We start from the raw sequence: 25,785 nt of genomic DNA, 5'->3' as shown, positions 1-25,785 counted from the left end.
TTATTCCGATCGTTGGCCTACATATATTTGCGCAATGCCGAAACTCTGGCTTCGGGCGCGGCACCCGACGAACCCGGCACGCTCCAACCTCCGCACGAACTCTGCGGGAGCGGGAAACTCCCCGACCGAAGCGGGCAGATAAGCATACGCCTGCCGGTCGTGGGAAACCGCCCCTCCGACAAACGGCAAAACCCGGAAAGCATACCACTCGTACAACGCCCGGAACCATCTGTTCCGCGGCCGCGAGAACTCCAAAATAACGACCCGGCCCCCAGGTTTTATTGTGCGGGCCAACTCGCGCAGCCCGACATCGAGATCGCCGAAATTGCGCACGCCGAACGCAACCGTCGCGGCATCGAACGCGGCATCGCCGAAATCGAGCCGCTCAGCATCGCCCTGCACGAAAGCGACCCGCTCCTTCAGCCCGCGGGCGGCCGCCTTGCGCCGGGCGGCATCGAGCATCCCTGCGGAAAGGTCGACACCGGTTACCTCGGCGCCGGGCATGCGCCGCACCAGCTCGAACGCCAGGTCGCCGGTGCCCGTAGCAACGTCGAGCACGCGCCGGGGGCAGCCTCGAAGCACCTCGTTCACGACATGCCGGCGCCACAACCGGTCGATGTTGAATGACAAGACATGGTTCAAGAAATCGTAATGCGGAGCGATGTGATCGAACATCGTCCGCACCTCCTCCTTCTTGGAGCGTTGGGTATGATAGGGTTTCACGTTCATTCGTAGCGGATCGCCTCGACGGGCTTGATTTTGGAAACGATATAAGTAGGAATTACCAGCAGAACCACGATGGCTGCCAAGACCCCGGCATCGAGCAGCAACAACCATTCCCACCCCAAACCGATGGGCACGCGCGAAAGCAGATAACCCTCGGCGCTGAGCCTTGCCCATCCGGTGGCCTGCTGCAAAAAACACAAAGCCAGCCCGACGCCGTTGCCCCAAGCCATGCCGCGCAAGGCGATGAAAAACGCCCGGTAGAGAAAAATCCGCCGCAGAGCACCGTTGCGCATGCCGAAAGTCTTCAGCAGTCCGATCATGCGCGTACGCTCCATGACGAGCACCAACAAAGCAGAAGTCATATTGAAAAAAGCGACGATGAGCATGATGATGATGATGACCGCGGCATTGACATCATGGGCCTTCAACCAGTCGAAAATGTTGGCATACTGTTCGCGTACGCTCAAGGCTACCAAATTAGCGGTCTCGTCGCCCTCATCGTAGAGAATCGCCCGATTGAGGCGTCGCACGAAATCGTCGGACGAGGCGATGTCGCGGGTAAAGATTTCATAACCGGAGACTTCCTGCGCCGACCAGTCGGAAAGACGCTGGACGTTACGCAAATCGGTCATAATCACAGCATTATCCATTTCGTCCATGCCCGACGAATAGATGCCCGCGACCTTGAACCGGTCACGGCGCGGCACGGCCCCGTGCTCAACGAAAAGCATTTCGGCCCGGTCGCCGACGCCAAGACGGAGTCTGCGGGCCAAGTTGCGCGACAGCAGGATCTCCTTGGTGCGGACAACCCCGCCCACGCGCGGCAAGGCCCCCTCCTGCAACCACTCGCCGAAAAACCGCCAGTCGTAGGTGCTGTCGACCCCCTTGAGGAGGATGCCCTCGACCGTCTCATCGGTGCGGACGATGCCGCTGCGCACAGCATAGGGGGTCATGGAGACGAACCCGTCGACCCCGCCGACGAAGTCTTCCAGGCGCTCGCTGCGCAGCACTGGCGTGCTGTCGAACGCGCGGACGCTACGCACGTCGGTCAGCGTGGCATGGGCCGCGAAACCAGCGATCTTATGCGTGATTTCACGCTTGAAACCCATAATCACGGCCAACGCCAGGATCATGGCGCCCACGCTCAGCGCCACCGATACTACGGCGATGCGCTCCATCACGCCGGGTCGCGCTCCGCAAAGCGACCGGGCGGTACGTCGGGCTATGAAAAAGGCGAGTTCCAAGAGGGTTTCAAGATTTACGGAAAAACCGGCAATCGCGCATAAAAGTTATGCAAAGTAATATAAAATTTCGTACTTTTGCCCAAAGAAACAGCACTTTTATGAAAAAACAAGCGCTCATTACCGGAGCGACGTCAGGCATCGGCCGGGCGACGGCTCTGCGGCTGGCGGCCGCAGGCTACGGCATCGTAGCGACGGGCCGACGGGCGGAACGGCTCGAAAGCCTGCGCCGGGAGATCGAAGCAGCGGGCGGCGAATGCCGGACGCTGTGTTTCGACGTACGCAGCGAGGAGGAGGTGCGCCGCCACCTGGAACCGCTGGAAGATATGGATCTGCTGGTAAACAACGCCGGGCTGGCAGCGGGGCTGGAACACATCGACCAGGGCGACACCCGAGACTGGGACGCGATGATCGACACCAACGTGAAAGGACTGCTCTATGTGACGCGCGTCGTTGCGGCGAAGATGGCGGCCCGCGGCGCGGGACATATCGTCAACATCGGCTCGATCGCCGGCACGGAACCCTACGAGAACGGCGCCGTCTACTGCGCGTCGAAACATGCGGTGCACGCCCTTTCGCAGGCGATGCGGGCCGATCTGCTGGCATCGGGAGTCAAGGTCACGGAGATCCGTCCGGGAATGGTCGAAACGGAGTTTTCGTGCGTAAGGTTCCACGGCGACCGGCAGCGTGCGGACGGAGTGTACGAAGGCGTGACGCCGCTGCGTGGCGAAGATATTGCAGAGGCGATCGCATGGGTGGCGCAACTTCCTGCACACATGAATGTAAATGACATGGTTCTGATGCCCGCCCAACAAGCAGGAGCATATTATACACACAGAAAAAAATAGGACTTATGGTGCAACCGCTTTTGAGCTTGCTGCAAGCAAGCTATCCCTACACGGAACGCTACGACACAGCGACGACAGGCATGATCTTTCTGATCGTGGTCATCGGCGTGGTCGGCTACATGGTGCAGGCGCGCCTGCAATCCGTATTCAAAAAATATTCGAAAGTGCGCTTCCCGGGCGGGCTGACGGGCGCCGAAGTGGCTGAAAAGATGCTGCGCGACAACAACATCCACAACGTGAAGGTAACCCACGTAAAGGGGCACCTGACCGACCACTTCAACCCGCAGACGATGACCGTGAACCTGAGCGACGCAGTATACGGCTCGGACAGCGTGGCCGCCGCGGCCGTGGCGGCGCACGAATGCGGCCATGCGATCCAGCATGCCCGCGAATACGCCCCGCTGAAGCTCCGCTCGCAGCTGGTGCCGGCCGTGCAGTTCGCCTCGACGGCCGCCACATGGGTAATCATCGCCGGGCTGGTGCTTCTGGCCGCCACGCAGAACGAAATCCTGTGCTGGATCGGCGTGGGGATGATCGCCATGTCGGCGATCTTCTCGATCGTGACGCTGCCCGTGGAATACAACGCCTCGGCCCGCGCGCTGGAGTGGCTGGAAGCGAGTCGCACGATGCAGGGCGCGCAACTGGTGCAGGCCAAAGAAGCCCTCTCGTGGGCGGCCCGCACCTACCTGGTGGCCGCGCTCAGCGCCGTAGCTTCGGTACTCTACTACGTCTTCCTGATTCTTGGACGGCGCGACTGATCGCATGGAAAAGACCCCCGAAAAGGAATATTCCCGCAAGGTGCGGCAGGCCGCGGCGGCGCTGGTCGTCGTGCTGACGGTCGTGAGCCTCATTCCGCCGCAGAGTTTCGGCGGTGTGGAACTGCGCCGGGCCAACATTCTGTCGGACCTCGTAGTCTATGACGACACCCCGGCAGAAGCCCCCTCGGCAGTGCTTTTCGATGAGGAGGAGTTCCGCATCGATCTGGCCGAAGTGGTCGAACGGATCGAAGCCGAGACGGCCCCGCCCCGCGTGCAGACCCTCTACGAATGGTGCGCGGCACCGGACAACACGCCACGACGTCCGATCCGTCCCGACACGACGCTCCCCAAGCGCATCGTGCCGATCGAAGAATTCGACACGGCACGCCGCGACGGCATGCAGGCGTTCTACGACACGCTGCTGACAGCCCGCCGTCCGGTGCGCATCGCCGTGCTGGGCGATTCGTTCATCGAGGGCGATATTCTGACGGCCGACCTGCGCGAGCGGCTGCAAGAACGCTACGGCGGAGGCGGCACAGGCTTCGCACCGATGGCCTCGCCGCTGACGGCATTCCGCCGCACCGTAAAGACGACGGCCAAAGGCTGGAACGCCCACAACATCATGCAACGCAAGAAGACGCCCGAGACGCTGCGCGACAAATTCTATGTCTCGGGATGGGTGTGCCAACCTGCGCCGGGCGCCTCGACCCGCTGGGAGACGACCGACTATCGCCGCGGGCCGGAAACGAGCACCTGCGGCCGTATCTTCTTCCTCTCGCCGCGCGACAGCCGGCTGGAAGTAACGATAAACGACACGCTGCACCAAGAATTCGCCGTCGAAGGCGCCGCCGCAGTGCGGCAGATCGCAGTGACGGCGCCCGACATCCGCTCGCTGGGCTTCCGTGTGGTGTCGGGTGCAGAAAGTTTCGTAGGCTACGGCGCCATGCTGGAGGGGCGCGGCGTGACGGTAGACAACTACTCGATCCGCAGCAACAACGGCCAGGCGATGTTCTGGACCGATCCGTCGATCAACGCCCAGATCCACGCCATGACGGGCTACGACCTGGTAATCCTGCAATACGGACTCAACATCATGCAGACGGGCGTCTACAACTACACGAACTACGGCGTGAAGATCGAGAAGATGATCGCTTTCGTGCGCGAATGTTTCCCCGGGGCCGCGGTGCTGGTGCTGGGCGTGAGCGACCGCTCGGTGCGCACCGAAAACGGCTTCCGCCCGATGGATGCCATCCCCCACATGCTGGCGTGCCAGCGCCGTGCGGCGCGCAACGCCCAGGCGGCTTTCTGGTCGACCTGCGACGCCATGCGCAAACTGGGCGGCATGGAACGTTTCGTACAGAACGGCTGGGCAGGCAAGGACTTCACACACATCAACTATGCTGGCGGAAGCCGCATCGCCTGGGCGCTGGCCGACGCACTGAACGAACGCGTCCGCGCAGCCGATGAAACCCGCCGCCGCGAAGAGAACGCCCAAGCCGCAGTGCTGGACTCGCTGCAAACGGAAAAACTCCGCCGCCGGCTGCTCTACGCTCCGGAACCGATCAAACCGATCCGACCATGACGCTGCCCGCGACGGAGAACCTCTTTTCGAAAATCGGGGCTTTGCTGACCTACGACCCCTCGTCGCCGCTGATATTCAGCAGCGGGCTGTTTCTGTTTCTGTTCACGGGGTTTCTGCTGCTCTACGGCTTCTTCCGCCGGGCGCCCTTGGCGCGCATGGTCTATGTGATACTCTTTTCGCTCTACTTCTACTACAAGTCGAGCGGTATCTATTTCCTGCTGCTGATTTTCGCCGCCACAAGCGACTTCCTGATCGCCCAAGCCATCTATCGGGTGCCGGGCCGGCGGGCGAAACGCTGGCTGGTGGCGCTCAGCGTGGCGGTCAACCTGGGGATGCTGGGCTACTTCAAGTACACGAACTTCCTGGTCGAAATCGCCAACGGACTTTTCGGCCAAGGATTCCTGCAATTCCAGAACATCTTCCTGCCGGTGGGCATCTCGTTCTTCGTGTTCCAGTCGATGAGCTACACGATCGACGTCTACCGCGGACAACTCTGGCCGCTGAAAAACTGGCTCGACTACTTCTTCTATCTCTCGTTCTTCCCCCAGCTGGTGGCAGGGCCGATCGTGCGGGCGCGCGACTTCATCCCCCAGATCCGGCAGAACCCCGTGATCGTGACGCGCCGGATGTTCGGAACCGGCATATTCCTCATTCTGACGGGACTTTTCAAGAAAGCCGTCATCTCGGACTTCATCTCGCTGAACTTCGTCGACCGCATCTTCGACGAACCGCTGCTCTACACAGGCTTCGAATGTCTGATGGGCATCTACGGCTATGCGCTGCAAATCTACTGCGACTTCTCGGGCTATTCGGACATGGCCATCGGCATCGCGCTGCTGCTGGGCTTCCGCTTCCCGAAAAACTTCGACGCCCCCTACAAATCGGCGACGATTACCGAATTCTGGCGCCGCTGGCACATCTCGCTCTCGTCGTGGCTGCGCGACTACCTCTACATATCGCTGGGCGGCAACCGCCGGGGGCGCCTGCGTACCTACGGCAACCTGATGCTGACGATGCTCCTGGGCGGATTGTGGCATGGCGCGGCGCTCCGCTTCGTGCTGTGGGGCGCGCTGCACGGCGCAGCCCTGGCGCTCCACAAACTCTGGCTCGCGACTGTCCCGGGCGCCAAGGAGACGGGCCGGAAGATGCACTGGTGGAGCCGGATTGGGGGCGTGATCCTGACGTTCAACATAGTGTGCCTGGGCTGGCTGATGTTCCGCGCCGAATCGATGCAGACGGTGACCCTCATGCTGCACCAGATCGTCCACAACTTCAACGCACCGATGATTCCGCAAGTGTTGAGCGGCTACGCTTCGGTATTCGCGCTCATCGCGGCAGGCTATCTGCTCCACCTGCTGCCGCAACGGGTCGACACGCTGGCCCGGCGCAGCGTGACCGCGGCACCGCTGGCCGTACAGGTGCTGATGATGGCCGCGATGATCTGGTGCGTGATGCAGATCAAATCCTCCGACATCCAACCGTTCATCTATTTCCAATTCTGACGACGAAAGGCAGCGATGCAATCCTTGCCTTCGGCCCGTCAGGCACCTGCGATTTCTCTTTTTCCAACCCGAACCGATGTACTATAATTTCGATCACGACCTTTTCCTGGCGCTGAACTTCGACGGCGGCGCTTTCCTCGACCGCGCGATGCTCGCCGTGTCGGGCACCCTCGCATGGCTGCCGCTCTACGCCTTGATCCTTTGGCTTGTCTGGCGCCGCACGGGATGGCGCTGCCTGCTGCTATTTATCGTCTTAATGTTGGGCGCCCTGGCCCTCTCCGACATGGTGTCGGGCATCTTCAAGCACAACGGCCTGCTGGGCGGCCTGCTGCCCGACTTCCAGCCGCGCTGGCGCCCGATGTTCACGCCCGAACTGGAGGGGCTGGCCATTGCGCCCGACTCGCTTGTGGCGATCCGCCGGGCCGCACTGCCGGGCGACTGGGCAGTACATGTACCGGTCGAAGCCGTGAGCGGTCTCTACGGCACGGTCTCGGCCCATGCGGCAACGATCGTAGCGCTGGCAACACTCTCTTGCTCGGTAATCCGCCGCCGCTGGTTCGCATGGCTGATGGTCGGATGCACGTTGTTGATCTGCTATTCGCGCATCTATCTGGCCAAGCATTTCCCGATGGACTTGGCATGGGGAACGCTCGTGGGACTGCTGCTGGGCTGGGGGAGCTACCGAATTTTCCAGCTTTTCGCCCGACCGCAAAAAGACGAACCAACGACTCCCCTAAATTGAAAATCGCCCCTGCCAGAATACATTCTGGCAGGGGTAAAACCATTCGAACCGGAACTTGCCGGACGGTATTTATCGCACTATCAGAACCCCCAATCGGCCGGGTCGAAACGCTCTTTGACCGAAGCCGGCACGTCGGGGAAAAACTCGATGCCGGTCGTCTGCTCGATGAACGCGACCGGCACGGCGATCTTTTTCAACTCGGCCGTGGCGCTCGTACCCGATACCGAGGGAAAAGCCTCGATCCAGAATCCGATGGCCTGCAATTCGTCGGCCGTGCAGTCGGCGATGCGCTTGCCGGTGTTGCCTTTGCGGGTGCGCAGCGCCATCTTGAACTGGTGGGTCGGCATCACGCAAATTTTCGACACACCGCAGGTTGTGGGCGAATAATTGTAATTCGACGCGTCGTGGTCGGCCCAGTTGTCGTGCGCGTAATAGCATCCCGCAACAAGGAACAACGTGTCGGCCACGATGTTGATGTTCTGCCGCCCGTCATCGGCCGTGAAGTCGGTGTCCTTGTAGTCGTTCGTGCCGGAAAAAAGAGACTCCGCATAGCTCCACACCGTGGCGAAGTCGGAAGCCCCGGCACTCGACTGCGGCGCGATGTTGGTCGGATAAAATGTTTGGATGTTGATCGGCGCATCCTTGCCGCCGCGTTCGCTCGACATGCAGAGGTGGCCTTTCGACCAGTAGCCGCCCTTGCCGAGCGACTTGAGCAGCGCATTGCCCCAAAACTGGTAGCCGTCGTAGATGCCGGAGCCTTCGCCGGCGCGCTTGTAGATTTTCGACTGGCATGCCTCGTCCAACGCCGGATCGGGCGCCCACGGATCGGGATCGGTGCGTCCCGTACCGCCCTCGCGGTAGACGGCATGCAACGGATAGGCCACCCACACGGGATTGTGGCGCCGCGTGTCGTAGCAGTAGGAGAAATTGCGGACGGTTTTCCTGGTTCTGACGCTCTGCGACCAGTGCGTGAAGAACGCAAGATCGCCATGCCGTGCTGCCGCATCGCCCGTCGGTGCCACCCAGTTGCCGGGCAGCTCGGGAAAGCGGTAGGTCGCAGCTGGAACCGGCGGCGGAGTCGGAATCGGCGCAGGTGTCGGTGCCGGCGCCTCGTCCTCGCCGCCCTCGCTGCAAGCCAATGAAAAGAGACCGACGGCCGCAACAACGACAGTCCGCAACAACATGTTCCGCCGTACGGAACCCGATTCGGAGAAAAAATCGATCATACGGACGAATATAGGGACAAAAAAACGGAATCGCAAATTATTCATTATTATTCCTTTTTTCACTACTTTTGTACGGATAAAACGACAACACGAAAAACAGCATAAGCATGACCATCGAACTCAACGAACAGGAACAACTCCGCAGGCAGTCGCTGACCGCATTGCGCGAACTGGGCATAGACCCCTATCCTGCCGCCCGCTATGAAGTGACGGCCACGGCGCGCGGGATAGCCGACAACTACAACGATGCCGACCAGGCCGCTTTCGGCGACATCCGCATCGCGGGCCGCATCATGTCGCGCCGCATCATGGGCAGCGCGTCGTTCTTCGAACTGCAAGATCACACCGGCCGCATCCAAGTCTACATCCGCCGCGACGACATCTGCCCGGAGGGCGATCCGACGCTTTACAACACGGTATTCAAGAAACTGCTGGACATCGGCGACTTCGTGGGTGTCGAGGGCTTCGCGTTCCGCACCAACACGGGCGAATTATCGGTGCACTGCCGCAAGTTTACCGTGCTGTCGAAGTCGGTGCGGCCGCTGCCGGTGGTCAAGGAGAAGGACGGCAAGACGTTCGACGCCTTTACCGATCCGGAAGTGCGCTACCGGCAACGCTACCTCGATCTGATCGTCAATCCGCAGGTCAAGGAGACCTTCGTCAAACGGTCGAAAATCATGTCCACGATGCGCGACTTCTTCAACGAACGCGGCTACATCGAAGTCGAGACCCCCATCCTCCAGCCCATTCCGGGCGGAGCGTCGGCCCGGCCGTTCATCACGCACCACAACTCGCTCGACATCGACCTCTACCTGCGCATCGCCACCGAACTTTACCTCAAGAAACTGATCGTCGGCGGCTTCGACGGCGTCTACGAGTTCGGCAAGAACTTCCGCAACGAAGGCATGGACCGCACGCACAACCCCGAGTTCACGTGCATGGAGATCTACGTAGCCTACAAAGACTACCTGTGGATGATGGAGTTTACGGAACAGATGCTCGAACGCGTGGCCCTGGCGACCAACGGCACCACGGAACTGACGATCGACGACAAGGCCGTATCGTTCAAAGCTCCGTTCCGCCGTGTGACGATGACCGACCTCATCCGCGAAAAGACGGGCTACGACATCACGGGCCAGAGCGAGGAACAGCTGCGCGAAGCCTGCAAGCGTCTCCACGTCGAGACCGACGAGACGATGGGCAAAGGCAAGCTCATCGACGCCATCTTCGGCCAGTACTGCGAGGAGGAACTGATCCAGCCGACGTTCGTGACCGACTACCCGATCGAAATGTCGCCCTTGTGCAAGCGCCACCGCGGAAACCCCGATCTGACCGAGCGCTTCGAACTCTTCGTCAACGGCAAGGAGCTGTGCAACGCCTACTCGGAGCTGAACGACCCGATCGACCAGCTCGAACGCTTCCAGGAGCAGCTGCGCCTCTCGGAAAAGGGCGACGACGAAGCGATGTTCATCGACATGGACTTCGTGCGCGCATTGGAATACGGCATGCCCTCGTGCTCGGGCATGGGCATCGGCATCGACCGGCTGACGATGTTCATGACGGGTCAGACGTCGATCCAGGACGTGCTTTTCTTCCCGCAGATGCGGCCCGAAAAGAAAGTTGTGAACGACCCGGCGGAGAAATACATGGAGATCGGCGTACCCGAAGAATGGGTGCCTGTGATCCAGAAGATGGGCTATCTGACGGTCGACTCGCTGCGCAAACTCTCGGCGGGCAAGTTCTTCAACGACCTCTGCGGCTTCAACAAGAAGAACAAACTCGGTCTGAAAGCCCCCTCGATGGAGGAAGTCAAGAAGTGGTGCGAGGAGTAAACAAAGAATCGTTTCATACAAAAATAAAACTATGAGAAAGAAAATCGTAGCCGGCAACTGGAAGATGAACACGCTTCCGGCCGAAGGCGTAGAATTAGCAAAAAACATCGTCGGACAACGCACGACGGTTTCGGGCGAAGTGAATTTCCTCGTCTGCCCTCCCTTTACCCATCTGGCGATGGTGGCCGAAGCGCTGAAAGGCTCGGACATCGCACTGGGCGCACAGAACTGCGCCGCCGAGGCCAAAGGCGCCTACACGGGCGAAGTGGCCGCCTCGATGATCGCAGCCCTGGGCTGCAAATATGTGATCCTGGGTCACTCGGAGCGCCGCCAATACTATGGCGAGACCTCCGAGACGCTGAACAAGAAGATGGAGCAGGTCTACGCCAACAACCTTACCCCGATCTACTGCGTGGGCGAGAACCTCGACGAGCGCGAGGCCGGCAAACATTTCGACGTAGTAAAGACGCAGATCGAAGAAGTGGTCTACAACCTCACGGCCGAGCAGTTCAGGAACCTGGTCATCGCCTATGAACCCGTATGGGCCATCGGTACGGGCAAGACAGCCACGGCCGAGCAGGCACAGGAAATCCACGCCTACATCCGCAAGGTGCTGGCAGTGAAGTTCGGCGCAGCGGCCGACGAATGCGCCATCCTTTACGGCGGCTCGTGCAAACCCTCGAATGCGGCCGAAATCTTTGCCAAAGCCGATGTAGACGGCGGCCTGATCGGCGGAGCAGCTCTGAAAGCCGACGACTTCCTGGCCATCGGCAAAGGATTCGAGAAATAAACGGACTACCATCCGCCATTCAATTAAAACGAGGAGAATGTTTTTCTCCTCGTTTTAATTTTACCCCCCCCCTCCGTCCTAAAGTGATTAGCAAATGAACGAGCAAACAGGAGAGAGGGAGGGATAACTGACGAACCGGCAAATGGATAGAACGGGGATGCAGAGAAGTCCGGGCTAATCGGCAGGGGGGGGTAACGAACGGATCGATGGAACGGGGAGGTATACAACGGAATTTCGGGCTACCAACAATGAATCGGAAATAACTATGATTTTACGATTCGATTACCGCTTGGCCCCGTCCACGCCGAGCAGAACGATGCCCGCAGCGACCACGACCGCGAATACGACAGAGAGCGCCATCGTGATTTTGCTCTTGCGGCCCGCACCTCTTTTCAGCATCCCCTTATACCTGCCCCAATGGATCGTGACGTGACGCACCCCAACGGCAAGAAACAGCAACCCCGCCGCTATATGACCTGAAGCCCAGGCATGCCACACTTCGTGGTCGGTTCCGTGTCCGGCGAGGTGCAGGCCGATTCCGGAACATCCGACCGGGACGAACGTCGCGATCATAATCCCTAATCTATTATGAAAATCTTTTTCATCGCTTTTGCGGCGGAGCTGACTCCGATAGATTTAAAGAACAACTTTCGGCCGCAACGCGGTTCCCGAATAAAGGCCGGATGCCGGCCGACGGCGAAACAGACAAAAGGCCCGTCCCTCTCCGAAACAAAAAAGCGACCTCGAAAAAGGTCGCTCCTGGTAGTGGATAGGGGATTCGAACCCCTATGTCATGCGTGAGAGGCATGTATCCTAACCCTTAGATGAATCCACCATAAATTCAGTACCAAAATAAATGCGCTGCAAACAATAGCTGAATTTATCCATGCTTTGCCGAAGCGGCATTTATCGAGTGCAAAGATAGCGCAGTTTTCGGGAATGTGCAAAAAAAATCGTCCAAAACTGCAAAAAAATTCTTCAGACAGCTCTTTTTCCCCGCTTTTTGCCTATATTTACAAGAGAATACTTTGTTTTCGGACAGGGAGGAACTACGGAAACACCGAAGTCCCCGCGACTCCGAAATATAGGCTGGAAGCATACGATGCCTCCACAATACGTCCGCACCATGAAAAAAACCTGCATCTTCCTCACAACACTGACCGCTCTGACGCTGACGGCCTGCCACCGTCCTGTGAAACCGCACTTCGAGTTTTCGACCCTCGACACGCTGATCGGCGATGCGACCTACGACTGCCGGGTAGAATACCGCTTTGCGGCGATCGCCAACACGGCGAAATCGGATGCCCTGCGCACGATCGAAGAACGCAACATAATCTACTTCTTCGAACTGGAAGAATTCGACGGGACGGCCGCAGAGGCGATGGCCGAATCGCTCCGGCAGCTCGACGAGGAGTTGCGCCTGCCTACCACGGCGGCCCCCTCCGTAGCTCGCATGGAGTGCGAGGTGTCGGTGGAGAGCGAAGGCACGGTCGTCGACACGCTGCTGAACTATGCGATTTACCGCTCCAGCTATCTGGGCGGTGCCCACGGCATGTATACGACCGCCTACCACACCTATTCACTGACGACGGGCTACGAATACTCGGCCGCCGAACTGTTCGGCCAAGAACGCATGGAACCGCTCACGGCGCTGATCCGGAAAAAACTCTATGAAAAATACGAGGCGACGAACGACAACGAACTCTCCGCACGCGGATTTTTTCCCGAATACATTGCAGTGACGGACAACTTCAAGGTCACACGCGAAGGCGTCGTCTTCCTCTACAACCCCTACGAGATCGCCTGCTACGCCACCGGCGACATCGAGGTGGCGATAAGCCATGAGGAACTGGCCGCACTCTGACAGAGAAACGACCTGCGGAAAAATAAAAAAAGGCCCTAAGTTTCACAACTTTGAGCCTTTTTTCAACGGGAACCACCCCGTTGAAAATGAGGGTCAATCGGAGGTATTCGACCCTTCGGACGAGCACCGCCCTCGAAGTCTTAGTAACGGATTTCCGTTACAACCTGCCGATTTCCTCAACCAACCTAAAACTACTAACCTAAATGAACCTTAAAACTTCAAGGGCAAAGATAAGGCGGAATTTTGAATTGTGCAAATATTTTATGAATATTTTAAATATATTTAACAATTTGGTAACATTACCCTGCCCGAAAAAGCGCTGCAACGCAACAAGTTGACTACTTAAACGATTAAATTTTACACAAGAAAAAAAACAGAACGACGACTCCGGAAATGCGTCCGGACAACACACAAAATCCCAAGGAGCGTCGAAAACCCCACCGACGTTTGCAGCGGCATCCGATTTCAACATGCACCTTTACCCCATGCTCCGTCGCAACGGATATCAAATTTCGTTTGCTTCTGCGCCCGGCTTTTCGTATATTTAGCATTGTAAGATATTTCGTTTCGGCAATGCTCAAATAAATTTGGCATTGCACTCAACTTATTCGTATCTTTGTCGGGCCGCATCTTGAAGGTGCAGGCACATCCGGAAGCATGTCAACGACTTTTACCCCGACCCAATCGACAACTTTCCCATGCCTCAACGCATAACTCTTGTACTCTCGCCCGAAGCAGCCGCCGACGCGAAACGCTACGTTCCGCAGGCGGCACGGCGCATGGGCGTAGCCGAGCGCGACATCGCGCTGACCCGGGTCGTCAAACGATCGATCGATGCACGACGGGGTGCCCCAAAAGTCAATCTGACGCTCGAAATCTATGTCGACAACGAACCGCAGCCGGCACCCGTGCACTTCGACTACCCCTCGGTAGCCGGTCGCACGGAGGTCGTGATCGTGGGTTCCGGCCCGGCCGGGTTATTCGCCGCCCTGCGGCTCATCGAACTCGGACTGCGGCCCATCCTTGTGGAGCGCGGCCGCGACGTCGCGGCCCGCAAGGTCGACATCGCGCAGATCAACCGCAACGGAGCCGTCGACCCCGACTCGAACTACGCTTTCGGCGAAGGCGGCGCCGGCACCTTTTCGGACGGCAAGCTCTTTACCCGCAGCAAAAAACGCGGCGACTACAACAAGGCGCTGCAAACACTTGTCTTCCACGGCGCTACACCCGAAATCCTCTACGAAGCCCATCCTCACATCGGTACCGACAAGTTGCCCGACATCATCCGCAACATCCGCCGCACGATCGTCGATTCCGGGGGCGCAGTACTCTTCGGGCGCCGCGTTACCGACCTGACGATCAAGAACGGACGCATCTGCGGCGTGCAGTGCGGCGACGAAACGATCGACGGAGCCGCCGTGGTGCTGGCCACGGGCCATTCGGCGCACGACATCTATGAGCTGCTACACCGCCGAGGCGTGCACATCGAAGCCAAACCTTTCGCCATGGGCGTGCGGATCGAACACCCCCAAGCATTGATCGACTCGATCCAATACCATTGCGACCGACGCGGCGACTATCTTCCGGCCGCGGCCTATTCGCTCGTGAGCCAGGAGAACGGCCGCGGCGTCTACTCGTTCTGCATGTGTCCGGGCGGCTTCATCGTGCCGGCGATGACCGACGCATCCCAGTCGGTGGTCAACGGCATGTCGCCCAGCGGCCGCACGTCGCCCTATGCCAATTCGGGCATCGTGACGGAGGTGCGGCTCGCCGACTTCGAGCACCTGCGAACCGAATGGGGCGAACTGGCCGGGCTGAAGTTCCAGCAGCAGTTCGAAGAACAAGCCCGTAAATATGGCGGCGACCGGCAGATCGCACCGGCACAGCGCGTGGCCGACTTCGTGGCCGGCCGGGCCAGCGCCACACTTCCGACGACATCCTACATCCCGGGACTCGTCCCCTCGCGGCTCGATGAATGGATGCCGCGGTTCATCGCAGAGAATCTGCGGGCCGGTATCGCGACGTTCGGACGTCGGATGCGGGGCTTCGTGACCAACGAGGCCATCGTGGCCGGAGTCGAGTCGCGCACCTCGTCGCCCGTGCGTATCCCGCGCGACCCGACGACGCTCATGCACCCCGCGACGGCGGGCCTTTTCCCTACGGGCGAAGGCGCCGGATATGCGGGAGGAATCATTTCGGCGGCACTCGACGGCGAACGCATCGCCGAAGCCGTCCGCAACCATATCGACAGATGGAACCGATGACGATCGCCTACGATGCCAAACGCATCACGCACAACGCAACAGGTCTGGGCAACTACGGCCGCATGATGATCGAAGCACTGGCCCGCTTCGCCCCTGCAAACCGCTACCTGCTCTACTCGCCCGACCCGGGGCGCGACGACCTGCGCCGCCGGCTGCCGCAAATGCCGCAGATCGAGTTCCGCTACCCGCAGCGGCAGCGCAAAGGAATCGGCAAAGCCTGGTGGCGCACGTTCGATATCCGGCACGAACTGCCGGCCGAAGTCTCGCTATTCCACGGCCTGGCCGCAGAACTGCCGTTCGGACTGCGCAAGTCGGGCGTCCGCTCGGTCGTGACGATCCACGACCTGATCTTCCTGCGCTTCCCCTCCTACTACAAATGGATCGACCGCAAGATCTACACCTACAAATACCGCAAAGCATGTCAGCAAGCCGACCGGATCATTGCCATCAGCGAGGCGACCAAACGCGACATCGTTGCATACTTCGGCATCGCGCCCGAAAAGATCGACGTAGTGTATCAAGGCTGCGACGAGAGTTTCAAGCGCGAAGTCGCGGAGGAGACGCAACGTGCCGTACGCGAGAAATACAACCTTCCGGAACGCTATATCCTCTATGTCGGCAGCATCGAACGACGGAAAAACTTGCTGCTGCTGGTGCAGGCGGCAGCCCGGACGGCGGAACCCGTCCACATCGTCGCCATCGGCAAACGGACACCCTACACGACTGAAGTCGAAAGATATGCGGCACAGAACGGACTGACGCCGCGGCTGCACATCTTCGACCGGGTGGAGTTCGCCGAACTGCCCGCCTTCTACCGCATGGCCGACCTCTTCGTCTATCCGTCGCGGTTCGAGGGCTTCGGCATTCCGATGATCGAGGCGGCGTGCTGCGGCGTGCCGACCATCGGCGCTACGGGATCGTGTCTGGAAGAAGCGGGCGGGCCGGATGCGGCATACGTCGATCCGGATGATCCGCAGGCACTGGCCGACAAGATCGCGGAGATACGCTCCGACGAGGCGCTGCGCCGCCGCATGATCGAACGGGGCCGCGCCTATGCGATGCGCTTCGAACCGGAAAAACTGACGGCCGACCTGATGGAAGTATACCGCAGAACGACCGAATGAAAAAACATCCGAAACAAAGAAACACCCCTCGCTGCATGGCTCTTGCAGCGAGGGGTGTTTCTTCTTAAATCGGGCGCTCGGTTTCCTTATCCGTTATTTTTGTCCAGCAAATCCAAATAGCAGGCGATATATTCGTCGGCACACTTCTCCCAATTGAAACGGCCGGCCCAACCCCGGATGCGTTCGGACGCCTGCACCGGATCGGCGGCGAAGTCGTCCAGCCCCCGGCGGGTCGCGGAAGCCATCGCTGCGGGCGTCAACTCGGAATAATAACAGGCGCAATCGCCGCCCACCTCGGGCAGCGACGTGAGCGTGGAGAGAAAGACCGGTTTGCCGGCTTTCATGGCCTCGACGGGCGGCAAGCCGAAACCCTCGCACAACGACGGGAAGCAGAATCCTTTGCAACGCTCGTAAAGGGCGAATTTCTCGGCATCGGTCACATGGTCGAGCGGAAAGATATTCTTCAGCCCCTCGCGGTCGATCCGTTCGCGGAGCCGCCGGCCGTAACCGGAGTGCCAGTTGCCGACGATGACCAAATTTTCTTCGGGCAGCGAAGCCATCATCTCGACAAGCAGATGTACGTTCTTCTTGGGCTGCAAACTCGAAATGTGCAACAGAAAATGCTCCGGCAGACCGAACGACGACAGATCGACCGAGGCGGAGGCATTCCGGGAGAAGTCGGCCACACCATTGTAGATTACCCGATCGGGCTGTTTCGGAGCGAAATGCTTCCCCACGTCGGCACGAGCGAACTGCGAAATATAAACCAAGTCGTCCGCATGGGCCAGCCGCAAGCGGAAAGCGCGAACGTAGCGGGGCAGCTTGCAGGCGCTCTTTTCATAGAAGAAGTTGATGTCGTGGATAGTCAACAAATTGCGCCGCGCAAAAAACATGTACTTGATGCGCGAAAACTGATGCGTGACATGGAACAGATCCATGCGTTCAGGATAAAAACGCAACAACTTGCGGATCGGACGGAATGTCTGGATATAACTCACATCCGGCCCGAAACACCCCTTGAAACCCCGCGGCACGATGAAATAAAAATCGATGCCATGCTCCTGGCGCAAGGCAGCGGCACGGGCGGCGAGATGCGCACCCAACTGGTAAGTGAATTCGCCGAATCCGACATTGCGGTTTCCTATTTCGAGCAACTCGACGGCGATCTTGCGCTGAGGCTTCATATCCAAGAAAGGGTATTTTCTATTATATTTTACAAATATAAATATAAAAACCAATGTAAACCAACGAACAGATGAAAATCATCGCCGAATCGAAGAATGAACAAAAAACGAAAGGCATCCGGATCAAATACAAACGTGTTCGTTATCTTTGCAAAAAGGAACCCGACTTCGGCTCCGAAGAAACCGATTCAAAATTATCGATCATGAAAAACCTTGGACTGCTGCTCATCCTGCTGGGCTGGACGACTGCAATTCGGGCCGCCGGGGCCGCGGACGGCGAACTGAAACTGCATTACGTCCGACCTGCGGCCTGCTGGGAGGAGGCGCTGCCCCTGGGCAACGGCCGCATAGGAGCTATGGTCTTCGGCGACCCGCGGCACGAAGAGTTCCAACTCAACGAGGAAACCGTGTGGGCCGGCTCGCCCTACAACAACACCAATCCGGCGGCCCGCGAGGCGCTGCCGGAGATCCGGCGGCTGCTTTTCGAAGGACGCAACCTCGAAGCGCAGCGTCTCTGCGGCCCGGCGATCTGCTCGCCCTCGGGAGCCAACGGCATGCCCTACCAGACGGTGGGGTCGCTGCGGCTCGATTTCGAAAACATCGCAGGGTACGGCGACTACCGCCGGGAACTGGACATCGCCCGCGCGGTGGCGACGACGCGCTTCACAGCCAACGGCATTCTCTACACCCGCGAGGCGTTCGTCTCGCTGGCCGACCAGGTGCTGATCGTACGGCTGACCGCCTCGAAGAAACACAGCATAACTTTCACGGCCCGCTACGACACGCCCTACGAACACAACATTGAGCGTTCGGCCTACGGCAATGACCTGCGGCTCGACGGCAAGGCCGACGATCACGAGGGGATCGAAGGCAAAGTCCGCTTCACGGCCATCGCCCGCATCGAACAAGAAGGCGGCCAAACCGTCGTGCTCTCCGACAGCACGATACGGGTGTGCGGGGCCGACCAGGCGATCCTCCGCATTTCGATCGGCACGAACTTCGTCGACTACAAAAACGTGTCGGGCGACGCGGCACGAAAAGCCGAAACCTATCTGGCCCATGCGGAAAGCAAATACAAAGAAGCGCTCCGCAAGCACGAAGCGATTTACCGGTGCTATTTCGACCGCGTATCGCTCGACCTGGGCCGCAACGACCAAGCCGACAAGCCCACCGACGTACGTCTGCACGAATTCGCCGCTGCGTCCGACCCGCAACTGGCAGCGCTCTACTTCCAGTTCGGGCGCTACCTGCTCATATGCTGTTCGCAGCCGGGCGGCCAGGCGGCCAACCTGCAAGGCATCTGGAACCACAAGCGCCACGCCCCCTGGGACGGAAAATATACGACCGACATCAACGTGGAGATGAACTACTGGCCGGCCGAGTCGACCAACCTGCCGGAAATGCACGAGCCGTTCATCGATCTGATCCGGCGCACGGCGGAACAAGGACGCGCCGCAGCCGCCATGTACGGCTGCCGGGGCTGGACGCTCCACCACAACACCGACATCTGGTGCGCGACGGGTGCGGTCGACGGCCCGAAATATGGCATCTGGCCCACGTGCAACGCGTGGTTCTGCCAACATCTGTGGGATCGCTACCTCTTTTCGGGCGACCGCGGCTACCTGGCCGCGGTCTACCCGCTGATGCGCGATGCCTGCCGCTTCTACCTCGACTTCCTGGTGCGCGAACCGAAATACGGCTGCCTGGTGGCAGCCCCCTCCTACTCGCCGGAAAATGCGCCGAAAGTCAACGGAAAACGGAATTTCGTGGTGGTGGCCGGCACCACGATGGACAACCAGATGATCCACGACCTGCTGCACAACACGATGGATGCCGCCGCTGCGCTGGGCGAAGACCCGCGCTTCGTGGACAGCCTGCGCACGACGGCCGCCAACCTGGCCCCCATGCGTACGGGCCGCTGGGGCCAGCTGCAAGAATGGCTCGAAGACTGGGACGACCCCAACGACCGCCATCGCCACACCTCTCACCTGTGGGGGCTCTATCCGGGCCGTCAGATTACCGATGCCCACCCGGCGCTCATGCAGGCCGCACGCACCACGTTGGAGGGCCGCGGCGACCACTCGACGGGCTGGTCGATGGGCTGGAAAGTATGCTTCTGGGCACGTCTGCACGACGGCAACCGCGCCTGGCGGCTCATTACCGAACAACTGCGCCCGACCACCGACACGCGGGGTCGGAACGGCGGCACCTACCCCAATCTGTTCGATGCCCATCCGCCCTTTCAGATCGACGGCAACTTCGGCTGCACGGCCGGCATCGCCGAAATGCTGGTGCAAAGCCACGACGGAGCCGTGCATCTGCTCCCGGCGCTGCCCGACGCCTGGCCGCAAGGGCGGGTCGCAGGCCTGCGAAGCCGCGGCGGATTCGTCATCGACGACCTGGAGTGGGCCGAAGGGCGGCTCCAGCGGGTAAAAATCGTCTCGACGGTCGGCGGCACACTACGTATCCGCTCGGCGGTACCCCTCGAACAGAACGCCAAGCCATTGCAACCGGCCCGCACGGCCGAATGCCCCAATCCGCTGTTGAACGCCCAACCGATCCGCCGGCCCGAATTTTCCGAACGGACGCAGACCGCGCTGCGAGACGTCGCCGGTGCAGAACGAACCTATGTCTATGACATAGAAACCGAACCGGGAAAAACCTATCGTTTCGAAAACGGTCTTCGATAAAAAGCGGCTGCGCGAACGACAAACCGGATAACATATCGAAAAACGATAAATTTTTTTATTATCTTTGCAAAGAACAGACACTAAACAACCGGAATATATGAATTTCTTCAAAACCTTTTTGGCGGGTGTACTGGCCTTTCTGGTAGGCTCGTTCCTTTCGCTCTTTTTCTGGCTCTTTCTGATCGGCATGATCGCCGGCATGGCAGCATCGATAGGCGGAAACAACGTTTCTATCCACCCCGGCTCGATTCTGAAGATCGACCTGGCGGAACGGATCGCCGACGCCCCTTCGACCGACCCGACGGCCAACTTCGACCTGCTGTCGATGCGCCCTACTCCGCAACTCTCGCTGATGGAGGCCCTGCGCGCCATCGAAGCGGCAAAAAACGACGACCGGATCGCCGGCATCTACCTGCGTCCGAACGGCGGAGGCGGCATCGCCGGCTCGGCGATCGTGGAAGAACTGCGCGCCGCGATCGTGGATTTCAAGCAAAGCGGCAAATTCGTAGTGGCCTACAACGAAAGCTACACGCAAGGCCAGTACTACCTGGCCTCGGCGGCCGACAGCATCTACCTGCAACCCCAGGGCGGCATGGAGTGGTCGGGACTCTCGATGCGCATGATGTTCTACAAAGGCCTGATGGACAAACTCGATCTGAAAGCCGAAGTGTTCCGCCCTACGGCCTGCAAATACAAAAGCGCGGTGGAACCCTACATCCTCAACAAGATGTCGGATGCCAACCGCCAACAAATGCAGCAACTCATCAACTCGCTGTGGAAGACCCTGGCCTCCGATGTAGCCGCCTCGCGGGGCCTGTCGTTCGAAACGCTGAACCGCATGGCCGACAAGCTGGAAGCGACGCTGCCGGAGGAGGCCCTGGAAAAGGGGTTGGTCGACGCCCTGATCTATGAAGACCAGATGGACGACGTATTCGCGTCGCTGGGCGTCGAAGCCGATCCGGACGGCCGCTACAACTATATCTCGCTGGGCGCATACGCTTCGCAAGTGCCGGCCGACCTGCGGTTCAAGGCTCCGCAGGTGGCCGTAGCCTATGCCGACGGCGGCATCGTGGACGGCAGCTCGTCGAACGGTTCGGTGGGCGGCAACTCGCTGGCCGAAAAACTGGCCGACCTGCGCGAAGACGACCAGGTAAAGGCCGTGGTGCTGCGCGTCAACTCGCCGGGCGGCAGCGCACTGGCCTCGGATGTCGTCTGGCGCGAAATGGAACTGCTGAAAGCCGAAAAACCGGTGGTGGTATCGATGGGTTCGTATGCTGCCAGCGGCGGATATTACATCTCCTGTCCGGCCGACGTGATCGTGGCCGACAAGATGACGCTGACCGGCTCGATCGGCGTATTCGGCATGTACATCGACCCGATCGCCGCACTGAAAAACAAACTGGGCGTGACGATCGACGGCGTGAAGAGCAACGCCTCGGCCGGCATGGGCACGATGGCTCCCCTCACGCCGCTGGAACGCGCAGCGATCATGCGCAGCGTAGACAAAGTATACGAAACCTTCACGACCTATGTGGCCGAGGGACGCAACCTGCCCCTCGAACAGGTGCTGGAGATCGCCGGAGGCCGGGTGTGGACGGGAGAAGATGCGCTCGGCATCGGACTGATCGACAGCTACGGCGGACTCGATGCGGCCATAGCCATAGCGGCGGAGAAGGCAGCAATAAGCGACGACTACCGCATTGTCGAAGCGATCGACGAACCGACGGGGCTGGCGGCGATCCTCGCCTCGCTCAATATTCGGATCCGTGCGGCGCTCCGCGACCCCGCAACGGAGACTCTGGCGACAGAATATCGCCGGATGTGCGAAGCACTGAGCCAACAAGGCATCGCCATGTACTGGCCCTATCAGGTCGACCTCCGATAAACGGAGCGGACGTATCGCTCGGCGGGACGGTTTCTTCGGAAGACGTCCCGCTTTTTTTGCCGCCGGATTCCTTGGTTTCGTTTTAAATCCATTATCTTTGCGAAAATATGGCAACGATCAGACTGACCAAAGAATTCTCGTTCGAAGCGGCGCACGCGCTCAACGGATACGACGGGCCATGCCGCGAAATCCACGGCCACTCCTACCGCCTGTTCGTGACGGTCAAGGGCCGTCCCTCGGAAACGGAAAACGACCCGAAATACGGTATGGTAATGGATTTCGGCGTATTGAAACAGATTGTGAACCAAGAAATCGTATCGCGGCTCGACCACGCCCTGGTGCTGCGGGCAACGCCCGGCAACGCCGCCTTGCGCAAAATGCTGGCACAGCAATTCTCCAACATCGTCGAAGTCGACTATCAACCTACGTGCGAAAACATGCTGGCCGACTTCGCCCGGCGCATCGCGGCCCGGCTGCCCGAAGGCGTAGCGCTCCACTCGCTGCGCCTGCACGAAACGGCGACCTCCTATGCGGAATGGTTCGCCGAAGAGAACCAATAGAGCGAAAACCGTACACCGGCAAAGCACATCCCTTTCTGTCCCCGACGCAACACAAACACTATGAAAAAACTCTTCCTGGTCGACGCCTATGCGCTGCTGTTCAAGTATTACTACGCCTTTCTGGGGCGCCCGATGCGCAACCGCACAGGTATGAACACTTCGGTAATCTTCGGATTCGTGAAGTTCCTGCGCGACATCCAGAAACGCGAACGGCCCGATCTGCTGGGCGTGGCATTCGATCCCAAGGGAGGGAGCTTCCGCCGCGAAATCTTTGCCGACTACAAAGCCAACCGTAGCGAAACGCCCGAAGACATCATCCTCTCGGTGCCCTATGTGAAACGGGCGCTGGAGGCGATGTGCATTCCTATTCTGGAAGTCGCGGGCTACGAAGCCGACGACGTGATCGGCACCCTCTCGCAGAAAGGCGCCGACGCAGGCTACGACGTCTACATGGTAACGCCCGACAAGGACTATGGCCAGCTGGTGCGCGACAACTGCAAGATATACAAGCAAAAAGGCACCGACGGCATCGAAATCGTCGACCGGGCGGCGATCCGCGAGAAATACGGCATCGACGACCCGACGCTGGTGCGCGACATTCTGGCGCTGTGGGGCGACGCCTCGGACAACATTCCGGGGGTGCCGGGCATCGGCGAGAAAATCGCCTGCAAGCTGGTGCAGGAATGGGGTACCGTGGAAAATATTCTGGAGAACGCAGACCGCATTCCGGGCAAGCAAGGCGAAAAGATCGCGGCCTGGAGCGACAATCTTCGCCTGGCCAAAAAACTGACGACGATCTGCCTGGATGTGCCGATCGACTTCAACGAAGAAGACCTCACGGTCTGCGAACCCCATATCGACGATCTGCGTGCGCTTTTCGCCGAACTCGACTTCAAACTTTTCCTGAACGACCTGAACAACCTGGCACCGGCCGAACCGATCTCCGACGCTCCGCGCCAGGAGGCACAGCGCCAACTGGCCGAAATGGCCCGCGCCAAGTCGGCCGCGGCGAAGAAAGCGGCCCTGGCGGGACAAGGCGATTTATTCGCACCGCCCGCGGCCCCGGCAGCAGAAACTCCGGCGGACGGGACATCGGCCGCCGAGCCGGGAGCAGAGACCGAACCGATCGCTCCTGCCGCAACGGCTTTCCGTACGGCCTTCGACACACCGCACACCTACACGCTGGTAGAGACACCCGGACAGCTGCGCGACGCGGTAGCCGAAATAGAACGCTATCCCGAATTCTGCTTCGACACGGAGACTACGGGATTCAACATCTTCAACGACCGCATCGTAGGATTGTCGCTGGCCGTGAAACCCCACGAGGCGTGGTACGTCCCGTTTCGGGAAGAAAACACGGCCGAACTGGCGGCGATCGTAAAGCCGCTTTTCGAAAACGAGGCGATCGCCAAAATCGGGCAGAACATCAAATTCGACTACATGGTGCTCCGCCGTCTGGGCATCGCGGTGCGCGGCCGGAAATACGACACGATGATCCTCCACTATCTGCTCGATCCCGAATCGCGCCACAACATGAACGCCCTGGCCGAACGCTATCTGGAGTACCGGCCCATCGAGATCGAAACCCTCATCGGCAAAGGCTCGAAGCAGCTGACCATGGACTTGGTAAACGTCGAACGGGTAAAGGAGTATGCAGCCGAAGATGCGGACGTGACGCTGCAACTCAAACAAAAACTCTATCCGATGGTGGAGCAGATGGGGCTGTGCGACCTCTATTTCCGTATCGAAGAACCGATGATCGAGGTGCTGGCCGACATCGAAATGGCGGGCGTGAGGATCGACACCGCAGCGCTGGCGGAATACGATGTGGAATTGAGCCGCCGCCTGGCCGAGCTGGAGAACGAAATCCGCACAGAGGCGGGCGAAGCATCGCTCAACATCAACTCGGCGCGTCAGCTGGGCGAAGTGCTTTTCGGCAAGATGCGCATCGCCGAGAAGCCCAAGATGACGAAAACGAAACAATTCTGCACCGACGAAGAATATCTCCAGTCGTTCGCCCACAAATACCGGATCGTGGATTTGATCCTGGAATACCGCGGAGTGAAGAAACTGCTGTCGACCTACGTCGAAGCACTGCCCCAACTGGTCAACCCGACGACAGGACGCATCCACACCTCGTTCAATCAAGCCGTGACGGCAACGGGGCGTCTCTCGTCGGCCAATCCGAACTTGCAGAACATTCCGGTGCGCGAGGAAATGGGGCGCCGCATCCGCAAGGCGTTCATCCCTACGGACGAAGACCACGTATTGCTGTCGGCCGACTACAGTCAGGTGGAACTACGCCTGATGGCCCATCTTTCGGGCGACGAATCATTGATCGCGGCATTCGAACACGGCGAAGACATCCATGCGGCGACGGCGGCACGGCTTTTCAACAAACCGCTCCCGGAAGTGACGGACGAAGAACGCCGCCGGGCCAAAACGGCCAACTTCGGCATCATCTACGGCATCTCGGCATTCGGACTGAGCCAGCGGCTCGAAATCCCGCGCAAAGAAGCAAAAGAAATTATCGAAGGCTATTTTACATCGTATCCGAAAGTAAAGGAATACATGGATCATGTGGTCGAAAAAGCCAAGGAAGAAGGCTTCGTTACGACGATTTTCGGCCGCCGCCGCTACCTCAACGACATCGCCTCGCACAACGCCGTGGCACGCGGTCTGGCCGAGCGCAATGCTGTGAACGCTCCGATCCAAGGCTCGGCGGCCGACATCATGAAGATCGCCATGATCGAAGTGCATCGCCGTTTCAAGGTCGAAAACATCCGCTCGCAGGTCATCCTGCAAGTACACGACGAACTGGTGGTCGACACGCTGCGCTCGGAGCAGGAAACCGTAGCGCGGATCGTGACCGAAAGCATGGAAAACGCGGCTCGGCTCAAAGTCCGGCTGCTGGCCGACTGCGGCATCGGCCGGAACTGGCTGGAAGCGCACTGAACAATATTGCAA

19 protein-coding genes and 1 tRNA gene are annotated in these 25,785 nt (G+C 59.5%); 14 read left to right on the top strand and 6 right to left on the bottom strand.

Annotation, left to right across the window (positions count from 1 at the left end):
- Entirely contained in the window at positions 1 to 723 is a 723-nt protein-coding gene (gene ubiE, locus QZ298_RS05130; protein WP_296006158.1) for a bifunctional demethylmenaquinone methyltransferase/2-methoxy-6-polyprenyl-1,4-benzoquinol methylase UbiE, read from the bottom strand.
- A 2-nt stretch (positions 724 to 725) separates the two neighbouring features.
- On the bottom strand, positions 726 to 1,970 hold the full coding sequence (locus tag QZ298_RS05125; RefSeq protein WP_296006156.1) for an FtsX-like permease family protein: 1,245 nt from the start codon (positions 1,968 to 1,970) through the stop codon (positions 726 to 728).
- A 98-nt stretch (positions 1,971 to 2,068) separates the two neighbouring features.
- Between QZ298_RS05125 and QZ298_RS05120 the strand changes: the two genes are divergently transcribed.
- From QZ298_RS05120 to QZ298_RS05100, 5 genes are all read left to right on the top strand, one after another.
- Positions 2,069 to 2,815, top strand: a complete 747-nt coding sequence (locus tag QZ298_RS05120; RefSeq protein WP_296006153.1) for an SDR family NAD(P)-dependent oxidoreductase — start codon at positions 2,069 to 2,071, stop codon at positions 2,813 to 2,815.
- A 5-nt stretch (positions 2,816 to 2,820) separates the two neighbouring features.
- A complete protein-coding gene (locus QZ298_RS05115) occupies positions 2,821 to 3,573 on the top strand; it encodes a zinc metallopeptidase (protein ID WP_296006151.1) in 753 nt (250 codons plus the stop codon).
- Positions 3,574 to 3,577: 4 nt separating this feature from the next.
- A complete protein-coding gene (locus tag QZ298_RS05110) occupies positions 3,578 to 5,155 on the top strand; it encodes a hypothetical protein (protein WP_296006148.1) in 1,578 nt (525 codons plus the stop codon).
- A complete protein-coding gene (locus QZ298_RS05105; protein ID WP_296006145.1) occupies positions 5,152 to 6,657 on the top strand; it encodes an MBOAT family O-acyltransferase in 1,506 nt (501 codons plus the stop codon). The genes QZ298_RS05110 and QZ298_RS05105 overlap by 4 nt, the downstream gene beginning before the upstream one ends.
- Before the next feature lie 76 nt (positions 6,658 to 6,733).
- A complete protein-coding gene (locus tag QZ298_RS05100) occupies positions 6,734 to 7,399 on the top strand; it encodes a phosphatase PAP2 family protein (protein ID WP_296006143.1) in 666 nt (221 codons plus the stop codon).
- 80 nt (positions 7,400 to 7,479) lie between these two features.
- Here the strand turns inward: QZ298_RS05100 and QZ298_RS05095 are convergent, their stop codons facing one another.
- Positions 7,480 to 8,625: a DNA/RNA non-specific endonuclease gene (locus QZ298_RS05095; protein WP_296006141.1), complete on the bottom strand. Its 1,146-nt coding sequence runs from the start codon at positions 8,623 to 8,625 to the stop codon at positions 7,480 to 7,482.
- 107 nt (positions 8,626 to 8,732) lie between these two features.
- Between QZ298_RS05095 and lysS the strand changes: the two genes are divergently transcribed.
- Together lysS and tpiA are read left to right on the top strand one after the other, a co-directional pair.
- Positions 8,733 to 10,457 carry a lysine--tRNA ligase gene (lysS, locus tag QZ298_RS05090; protein ID WP_296006138.1) on the top strand — a complete coding sequence of 575 codons (1,725 nt, stop codon included), beginning with the start codon at positions 8,733 to 8,735 and terminating at the stop codon, positions 10,455 to 10,457.
- A 31-nt stretch (positions 10,458 to 10,488) separates the two neighbouring features.
- Positions 10,489 to 11,247, top strand: coding sequence for a triose-phosphate isomerase (gene tpiA, locus QZ298_RS05085; RefSeq protein WP_296006135.1), 759 nt, complete (start codon positions 10,489 to 10,491; stop codon positions 11,245 to 11,247).
- A 282-nt stretch (positions 11,248 to 11,529) separates the two neighbouring features.
- On the opposite strand, the gene QZ298_RS05080 is transcribed toward tpiA, so the two are convergent.
- Both QZ298_RS05080 and QZ298_RS05075 read right to left on the bottom strand, forming a co-directional pair.
- Positions 11,530 to 11,820 carry a hypothetical protein gene (locus QZ298_RS05080; protein ID WP_296006132.1) on the bottom strand — a complete coding sequence of 97 codons (291 nt, stop codon included), beginning with the start codon at positions 11,818 to 11,820 and terminating at the stop codon, positions 11,530 to 11,532.
- Between the two features lie 187 nt (positions 11,821 to 12,007).
- Positions 12,008 to 12,082 (bottom strand) — tRNA-Glu (locus QZ298_RS05075).
- A gap of 291 nt (positions 12,083 to 12,373) precedes the next feature.
- On the opposite strand from QZ298_RS05075, the gene QZ298_RS05070 reads away from it, so the two are divergent.
- From QZ298_RS05070 to QZ298_RS05060, 3 genes are all read left to right on the top strand, one after another.
- Positions 12,374 to 13,111 (top strand): RsiV family protein, encoded by a 738-nt coding sequence (locus QZ298_RS05070; RefSeq protein WP_296006130.1) that lies wholly within the window; start codon positions 12,374 to 12,376, stop codon positions 13,109 to 13,111.
- Positions 13,112 to 13,809: 698 nt separating this feature from the next.
- On the top strand, positions 13,810 to 15,375 hold the full coding sequence (locus QZ298_RS05065) for an NAD(P)/FAD-dependent oxidoreductase (RefSeq protein ID WP_296006128.1): 1,566 nt from the start codon (positions 13,810 to 13,812) through the stop codon (positions 15,373 to 15,375).
- Positions 15,372 to 16,499, top strand: coding sequence for a glycosyltransferase family 1 protein (locus tag QZ298_RS05060; RefSeq protein ID WP_296006592.1), 1,128 nt, complete (start codon positions 15,372 to 15,374; stop codon positions 16,497 to 16,499). Before QZ298_RS05065 ends, QZ298_RS05060 begins: the two co-directional genes overlap by 4 nt.
- A gap of 86 nt (positions 16,500 to 16,585) precedes the next feature.
- Here the strand turns inward: QZ298_RS05060 and QZ298_RS05055 are convergent, their stop codons facing one another.
- Positions 16,586 to 17,683, bottom strand: coding sequence for a glycosyltransferase family 1 protein (locus QZ298_RS05055; RefSeq protein WP_296006126.1), 1,098 nt, complete (start codon positions 17,681 to 17,683; stop codon positions 16,586 to 16,588).
- 203 nt (positions 17,684 to 17,886) lie between these two features.
- Here QZ298_RS05055 and QZ298_RS05050 point away from each other — a divergent pair, with 203 nt between their 5' ends.
- The 4 genes from QZ298_RS05050 to polA all read left to right on the top strand — a co-directional run bounded on the left by QZ298_RS05050 (position 17,887) and on the right by polA (position 25,773).
- Positions 17,887 to 20,373, top strand: a complete 2,487-nt coding sequence (locus QZ298_RS05050; protein WP_296006122.1) for a glycoside hydrolase family 95 protein — start codon at positions 17,887 to 17,889, stop codon at positions 20,371 to 20,373.
- A 97-nt stretch (positions 20,374 to 20,470) separates the two neighbouring features.
- The gene (gene sppA, locus QZ298_RS05045) at positions 20,471 to 22,258 is read left to right on the top strand and encodes a signal peptide peptidase SppA (RefSeq protein WP_296006117.1); all 1,788 of its coding nucleotides are present in this window, start codon (positions 20,471 to 20,473) and stop codon (positions 22,256 to 22,258) included.
- 107 nt (positions 22,259 to 22,365) lie between these two features.
- Positions 22,366 to 22,818, top strand: coding sequence for a 6-carboxytetrahydropterin synthase (locus QZ298_RS05040; protein WP_296006114.1), 453 nt, complete (start codon positions 22,366 to 22,368; stop codon positions 22,816 to 22,818).
- A 60-nt stretch (positions 22,819 to 22,878) separates the two neighbouring features.
- Positions 22,879 to 25,773 carry a DNA polymerase I gene (polA, locus tag QZ298_RS05035; protein WP_296006111.1) on the top strand — a complete coding sequence of 965 codons (2,895 nt, stop codon included), beginning with the start codon at positions 22,879 to 22,881 and terminating at the stop codon, positions 25,771 to 25,773.
- Positions 25,774 to 25,785: the final 12 nt, after the last annotated feature.

This window comes from uncultured Alistipes sp., from assembly GCF_910580175.1.
Lineage (GTDB): Bacteria > Bacteroidota > Bacteroidia > Bacteroidales > Rikenellaceae > Alistipes.
Note: the sequence above shows the minus strand (reverse complement) of the source record. Positions and strands in the feature narration are given on the sequence as shown.

What these genes read in the sequence shown, in the direction of transcription:
- QZ298_RS05120 (WP_296006153.1), top strand. Translation starts at nt 2,069, where the DNA reads ATGAAAAAACAAGCGCTCATTACCGGAGCGACGTCAGGCATCGGCCGG.
- QZ298_RS05115 (WP_296006151.1), top strand. Translation starts at nt 2,821, where the DNA reads ATGGTGCAACCGCTTTTGAGCTTGCTGCAAGCAAGCTATCCCTACACG.
- QZ298_RS05110 (WP_296006148.1), top strand. Translation starts at nt 3,578, where the DNA reads ATGGAAAAGACCCCCGAAAAGGAATATTCCCGCAAGGTGCGGCAGGCC.
- QZ298_RS05105 (WP_296006145.1), top strand. Translation starts at nt 5,152, where the DNA reads ATGACGCTGCCCGCGACGGAGAACCTCTTTTCGAAAATCGGGGCTTTG.
- QZ298_RS05100 (WP_296006143.1), top strand. Translation starts at nt 6,734, where the DNA reads ATGTACTATAATTTCGATCACGACCTTTTCCTGGCGCTGAACTTCGAC.
- QZ298_RS05095 (WP_296006141.1), bottom strand. Translation starts at nt 8,625, where the DNA reads ATGATCGATTTTTTCTCCGAATCGGGTTCCGTACGGCGGAACATGTTG.
- lysS (WP_296006138.1), top strand. Translation starts at nt 8,733, where the DNA reads ATGACCATCGAACTCAACGAACAGGAACAACTCCGCAGGCAGTCGCTG.
- tpiA (WP_296006135.1), top strand. Translation starts at nt 10,489, where the DNA reads ATGAGAAAGAAAATCGTAGCCGGCAACTGGAAGATGAACACGCTTCCG.
- QZ298_RS05080 (WP_296006132.1), bottom strand. Translation starts at nt 11,820, where the DNA reads ATGATCGCGACGTTCGTCCCGGTCGGATGTTCCGGAATCGGCCTGCAC.
- QZ298_RS05070 (WP_296006130.1), top strand. Translation starts at nt 12,374, where the DNA reads ATGAAAAAAACCTGCATCTTCCTCACAACACTGACCGCTCTGACGCTG.
- QZ298_RS05065 (WP_296006128.1), top strand. Translation starts at nt 13,810, where the DNA reads ATGCCTCAACGCATAACTCTTGTACTCTCGCCCGAAGCAGCCGCCGAC.
- QZ298_RS05060 (WP_296006592.1), top strand. Translation starts at nt 15,372, where the DNA reads ATGACGATCGCCTACGATGCCAAACGCATCACGCACAACGCAACAGGT.
- QZ298_RS05055 (WP_296006126.1), bottom strand. Translation starts at nt 17,683, where the DNA reads ATGAAGCCTCAGCGCAAGATCGCCGTCGAGTTGCTCGAAATAGGAAAC.
- QZ298_RS05050 (WP_296006122.1), top strand. Translation starts at nt 17,887, where the DNA reads ATGAAAAACCTTGGACTGCTGCTCATCCTGCTGGGCTGGACGACTGCA.
- sppA (WP_296006117.1), top strand. Translation starts at nt 20,471, where the DNA reads ATGAATTTCTTCAAAACCTTTTTGGCGGGTGTACTGGCCTTTCTGGTA.
- QZ298_RS05040 (WP_296006114.1), top strand. Translation starts at nt 22,366, where the DNA reads ATGGCAACGATCAGACTGACCAAAGAATTCTCGTTCGAAGCGGCGCAC.
- polA (WP_296006111.1), top strand. Translation starts at nt 22,879, where the DNA reads ATGAAAAAACTCTTCCTGGTCGACGCCTATGCGCTGCTGTTCAAGTAT.